Annotated in this window: 6 protein-coding genes; all 6 read left to right on the top strand. The window is 31.0% G+C overall.

Annotated features, from left to right (window positions below):
* The first annotated feature begins 107 nt into the window (after nucleotides 1-107).
* The 6 genes from RTY06_RS16165 to RTY06_RS16140 all read left to right on the top strand — a co-directional run bounded on the left by RTY06_RS16165 (nucleotide 108) and on the right by RTY06_RS16140 (nucleotide 4,624).
* The gene (locus RTY06_RS16165) at nucleotides 108-725 is read left to right on the top strand and encodes a hypothetical protein (RefSeq protein ID WP_312825997.1); all 618 of its coding nucleotides are present in this window, start codon (nucleotides 108-110) and stop codon (nucleotides 723-725) included.
* Between the two features lie 66 nt (nucleotides 726-791).
* Nucleotides 792-1,259, top strand: coding sequence for a hypothetical protein (locus RTY06_RS16160; RefSeq protein ID WP_312825996.1), 468 nt, complete (start codon nucleotides 792-794; stop codon nucleotides 1,257-1,259).
* 5 nt (nucleotides 1,260-1,264) lie between these two features.
* Nucleotides 1,265-1,555, top strand: coding sequence for a winged helix-turn-helix domain-containing protein (locus tag RTY06_RS16155; protein ID WP_027384765.1), 291 nt, complete (start codon nucleotides 1,265-1,267; stop codon nucleotides 1,553-1,555).
* A gap of 379 nt (nucleotides 1,556-1,934) precedes the next feature.
* Entirely contained in the window at nucleotides 1,935-2,771 is an 837-nt protein-coding gene (locus RTY06_RS16150) for a metallophosphoesterase (protein WP_312825995.1), read from the top strand.
* Nucleotides 2,772-2,781: 10 nt separating this feature from the next.
* Nucleotides 2,782-4,164, top strand: coding sequence for a DUF4173 domain-containing protein (locus RTY06_RS16145; protein ID WP_312825994.1), 1,383 nt, complete (start codon nucleotides 2,782-2,784; stop codon nucleotides 4,162-4,164).
* Nucleotides 4,136-4,624 (top strand): hypothetical protein, encoded by a 489-nt coding sequence (locus RTY06_RS16140; RefSeq protein ID WP_312825993.1) that lies wholly within the window; start codon nucleotides 4,136-4,138, stop codon nucleotides 4,622-4,624. Before RTY06_RS16145 ends, RTY06_RS16140 begins: the two co-directional genes overlap by 29 nt.
* Nucleotides 4,625-4,778 lie beyond the last annotated feature (154 nt).

Raw genomic sequence — 4,778 nt, 5'->3', positions numbered from 1 at the left:
CTTCTCATAAAAAATGCCCCTAAAAAGTGTATAACTTTTTGGGGGCAGTCCAAATTTATTTTGGAGTTTTAAAATAAATTATAACTTTGTAATTCAAAGTTCTTTTTATGGAATCGAAAAATTACCAAGATGAATTAGCACATATCCGTCAAATGATGGAACGCAGTTCAAGATTTATTTCATTAAGTGGTTTGTCCGGCGTTGTTGCTGGAATCGTTGCTTTGTTGGGCTCTGTTTATGTTTACTTTATTTTTCAGAGAGAAGGAATCGATTACTTTGATGGAGAAAGAAATATCTATACACCAGCTTTAGCTCAGGAACTATTCTTTGTCGCTTTGGTAATTTTAGTTTTGGCAATTTCCAGCGGATATATTTTCACAGCAAGAAAGAGTAAAAAGAAAAATCTGAAAATTTGGGATTCGATTACAAAAAAGCTGTTACTCAACTTTGCAATTCCGTTAGTTGCTGGCGGATTTTTTTGTATTGCACTTTGGTATCATCATTATTTTCCTTTAATTGCGCCGTCAATGCTCATTTTTTATGGATTAGCTTTAATTAATGCAGAGAGATATACATTAAGTGATGTCAAATATCTCGGGATTTGTGAAGTTATTCTTGGAATTGTTGCTTTGTTTTGGCTTGGTTGGGGTTTGATATTTTGGGCGATAGGATTTGGTTTTCTGCATATTTTTTATGGGATTTTGATGTATAGAAAGTATGATTAGATTATGTGGTTGTTTTCTTTATTAGTATTGTTGATTCCAGTATTTATCACATTTGGTTTATTATGGTTGAATTACTTGACAAAAAAGAAAATATTTAAAATCACAGCTATTGCACTTTGGATTTTAATTGGAGTTTTTTTTGTGTCGGGAATTATTTATAATTTCTTAAATAGTAAAACGACAGTTAATAAAGAAGATTTCTATGGAACATACATTGTTGATAGAAATTTTTTCAAAGGAAAAAATGCTGATTGGCAATACAACCATTATAGATTTGAAATCACAAGAGATGATGAATTGAATTTATACATTACAGATGAAAACAAGGTATTAAAGATTTATAAAAGAAAAATTGAATTTATAAAAGGAAGTGCAAGTCCACATTTGAAAATCATTAATGAAAATCCAAATTTTATTTTAGAAGCAGAGCCGACATTATTTAGAAACTCTTGGGATTTTTATTTAGTTTTTAAAACTAAACCTTATTCGAATATGTTTTTCAAAAAAGGAAAGTGGAAGCCAATTAATAATTAAAAGCAATGTTAAACATCAATCAACTCAACAAAGAATTCGAAAGCCGTGTAAGATTGGGCATTATGTCCGTTCTTATGGTCAACGACTGGGTTGATTTCACCGAAATGAAAAACCTTCTGAATGCAACCGACGGAAATCTCGCAAGCCATAGCTCAGCTCTCGAAAAAGCAGAATATATCGAAATCAAAAAAGAATTTGTAGGCAAGAAACCGAAGACATCTTATCGTGTTACACAAAAAGGAAGAGATGCTTTTACAGAACACATCAATAATTTAGAAAAATTGTTGGGAAGATAAGTCCCGATTTTTTTTGAAAATTAACTTTGTAATTCAAAGAACTTTATTAAATGAAAAATGATTTTAAAATATCAGTATTAACATTTCAAGCTTCTCTTTTTGTAATAATAACAAGTTTGACAAACTATTATTTTATTCAAATTCCTTTATTAGTGATTTATACTTTATTAACATTAAGTCTTGTATTTTTTGTAAATCTTTTTGTTTTCATTTATTTAATCATCAAATATGTTATTGAAAATGATAATGATTACTTGAAGTCGGCCTCAATCCTTTTAATAAATATCCCCTTGTATTTTCTATTAGTCTTTTTATTTGAACTGATATTATATAGACTTTAAAAAATTTTAACCTAAAACTTTGAAATTCAAAGCAAAATATGACCAGAAAATCATTTATCAAAAAATCCATACTCGCAACAGCAGGTTTATCATTATTCTACAGTTGGCAGATTGAACCATTTTGGTTGGAGTTTGTAAAACAAGACTTGCCAATTAAAAATTTGCCTTCAAAGCTTCATAACAAAGTTCTGATGCAGATTTCGGATTTGCACGTTGGAAACAGATTCGATTATAATTATTTGATTGATTCTTTCAAAAAAGCAAAAGCTTACAAACCGGACATTGTTGTTTACACAGGAGATTTCGTTTGTTGGGAAGATAATCCTGAACAATTTGAACAACTGAAAATCGTAATGAAAGAAGCTGTTCTAGGAACTTTAGGAACGGTTGCAATTCTTGGTAATCACGATTACGGCGCAGAATGGAGAGAAGAATATGTTGCCGATGAAATCTCAAATATTATAAACGATTCCAAAATCCAAATGCTTCGAGATGAAAAAGCAAATATTTTAGGTCTCAACATTTATGGATTCGAGGAATTATGGGGAACCAATTTTCATCCCAAAAACTTAACTAAAACCATTAATCCAGACGAAGCTAATCTTGTGCTTTGTCACAATCCTGATGTTTGCGATTTGGATGTTTGGAACAATTACAAAGGTTGGATTTTGTCCGGACATACACACGGCGGACAATGCAAACCGCCTTTTCTTCCACCTCTGATTCTTCCTGTAAAAAATAGAAAATACACATCTGGAATCATTGATTTGGAAGATGGAAGAATACTTTACATCAATCGTGCTTTGGGACATTCTTATCAAGTTAGATTCAACTGCAGACCGGAGATTACATTGTTTACTCTTAAATCAATTTAAAATCATAATTATGAAAAAACATCATTTAATTTTCATCACAGTTTTCGCCGTTATCATTCTTTTCTACAAAGAATATATTGCCCTTAACCTCGGCATTTTTGGAATCTTTCTGAGTATTTTGACTTATACTCAAACCAAACCCGAATTCCGAACGCGAACTTTTTTGACACTTTTTGTAACCTCCATTTTTTCGTCGTTTGCATTTGCTTGGTTTGGCGACGCCATTTCGTTTGTCGCTGTTTTTGTCTCTGTATTTTTGCTGAGGTTCAAAGGAACTTACCCGAAACTAAAACCATTTATATATATTGAAGTTCTATTGTTGAATCTCTTCACATTCTTGGGAAGAGTTTTTAACATAGACGGGTGGTACGAGAAATCCAAGGAAAGAAGTTTTGCCAAAAAACTCATTGCGATGATTTTGATTCCTGCGTTTTTTATCACAATTTTCTTTTTCATTTACGCTCAAGGTAGCGACCATTTTGCAAATCTGTTCAGAGATTCTGAACTTGAGTTTCAACCTTTGACTTTTATTGTCTTGGCAATTGTAGGATTTTATATTGGATTTATTTTTTGGAATTTCGGAGTAGAAAGATTCATTTTCAAACAAAATCATTATTTGAATGATGACTTTTCTTGTTTAATGAAAATTCAAAAACCAAGCTTTTCTTTTCTTGATGTCGATTCCGAGAGAATCAGCGGATTAATTTCTTTTTCTGCACTTAACATCTTGCTGTTAGTTTTCATTACGACTTACAATTACGAACAGTTTTTTGAAGTCACAAAATCTGCAGATAGTTTGAGTGCAGAAACTCACGAACGCGTAAATGCTGTGATAATGTCAATCGTAATGGCGATTCTTGTGATTCTGTTCTATTTCAAAAAGGGATTTAATTTCGATGAAAAAGCAAAATCTCTGAAAATTTCTGCTAAAATCTGGATTGTTTTGAATGCCGTTTTAGTGATTTCTGCATCGCTCAAAAACTCAGAATATATAGTCAATTACGGTTTGACTTACAAACGTTTGGGCGTCTACGGATTTCTAACAATGGCTTTGATTGGTTTGATTTTCACATTCATCAAAATTCAGAAAAAGAAGACCAACGCTTTCCTTTTCAACCAAATGTTTTGGGCTTGTTATGGCTTGATTTTGGTTTGCAGTTATATCAATTGGGGGGGAATTATCACTTCCAATAATATCAAAAGAAAGGATTTTGCAGAAAATTATCACTTGGTTTCAATCAATTATAATGAACAAATCTTGCTTGATTATGCTCAGAAAACTGGAAACTCCGAAATGAAAAATCAACTTGAAGAAAGAATAGAATCTTATCAAAAAGAATCTTTCCTCTCAAAAATATTGTACTATGAATTTATTAAAATCGAAAAAAAATAATTTTAAATATTTGGCTTTGATTCCATTATTTTTAGTGGCTTGTAAAAAAGAAGCAGAAGTAAAAGACACAAAATTAGATACAGTTACAACGATAGAAAAACCAATCGATTCCTTATCAACCATTCTGAAAACCGAAAAAGAATCCAATCAGAATATCGTAACAGTTGACGCCTCAAAAATGCCAATCCGATTAAACCTCGAAATCAAAAATCCAGAAGATCAATTAATTATTAGATTAGAAAATCTTAATCAATCTAAAATCAAAGGTTATTTAAAAACGGAAAAACCAATGAATTTGAGATTCAATCAAATCAGAATGCCAGACAATACATTCGACGGACCATTTACGCAAACAATAGAATACGAAACCAAGCAAAAAGGAGAGTATTGGCTGATATTAGCCAAAAGCAACATGGCAGAAGGAACACCAGTTGGAAAATTCTTTGTTAAAATAGAGTAGAAAATATAAACCACATAGTCACATAGAAAAAACCTTTATTCTTGTTAAAAAAAAAGAGAAAATAGAATGATTAACTATTTTCTCTTTTTTGTTTTGAAATTAACTCGTAGTGCATTATTAAATTAATTCAATTTTAAGTCTATTCATTTTTCTA

Origin of the sequence: Epilithonimonas sp. (assembly GCF_032055105.1) — a bacterium.
In the GTDB taxonomy this organism is placed as follows: Bacteria; Bacteroidota; Bacteroidia; order Flavobacteriales; family Weeksellaceae; genus Epilithonimonas.
Note: the sequence above shows the minus strand (reverse complement) of the source record. Positions and strands in the feature narration are given on the sequence as shown.

Excerpts from the sequence above, each read along its gene's own strand:
- RTY06_RS16165 (WP_312825997.1), top strand. The coding sequence starts at position 108 with ATGGAATCGAAAAATTACCAAGATGAATTAGCACATATCCGTCAAATG.
- RTY06_RS16155 (WP_027384765.1), top strand. The coding sequence starts at position 1,265 with ATGTTAAACATCAATCAACTCAACAAAGAATTCGAAAGCCGTGTAAGA.
- RTY06_RS16150 (WP_312825995.1), top strand. The coding sequence starts at position 1,935 with ATGACCAGAAAATCATTTATCAAAAAATCCATACTCGCAACAGCAGGT.
- RTY06_RS16145 (WP_312825994.1), top strand. The coding sequence starts at position 2,782 with ATGAAAAAACATCATTTAATTTTCATCACAGTTTTCGCCGTTATCATT.
- RTY06_RS16140 (WP_312825993.1), top strand. The coding sequence starts at position 4,136 with ATGAATTTATTAAAATCGAAAAAAAATAATTTTAAATATTTGGCTTTG.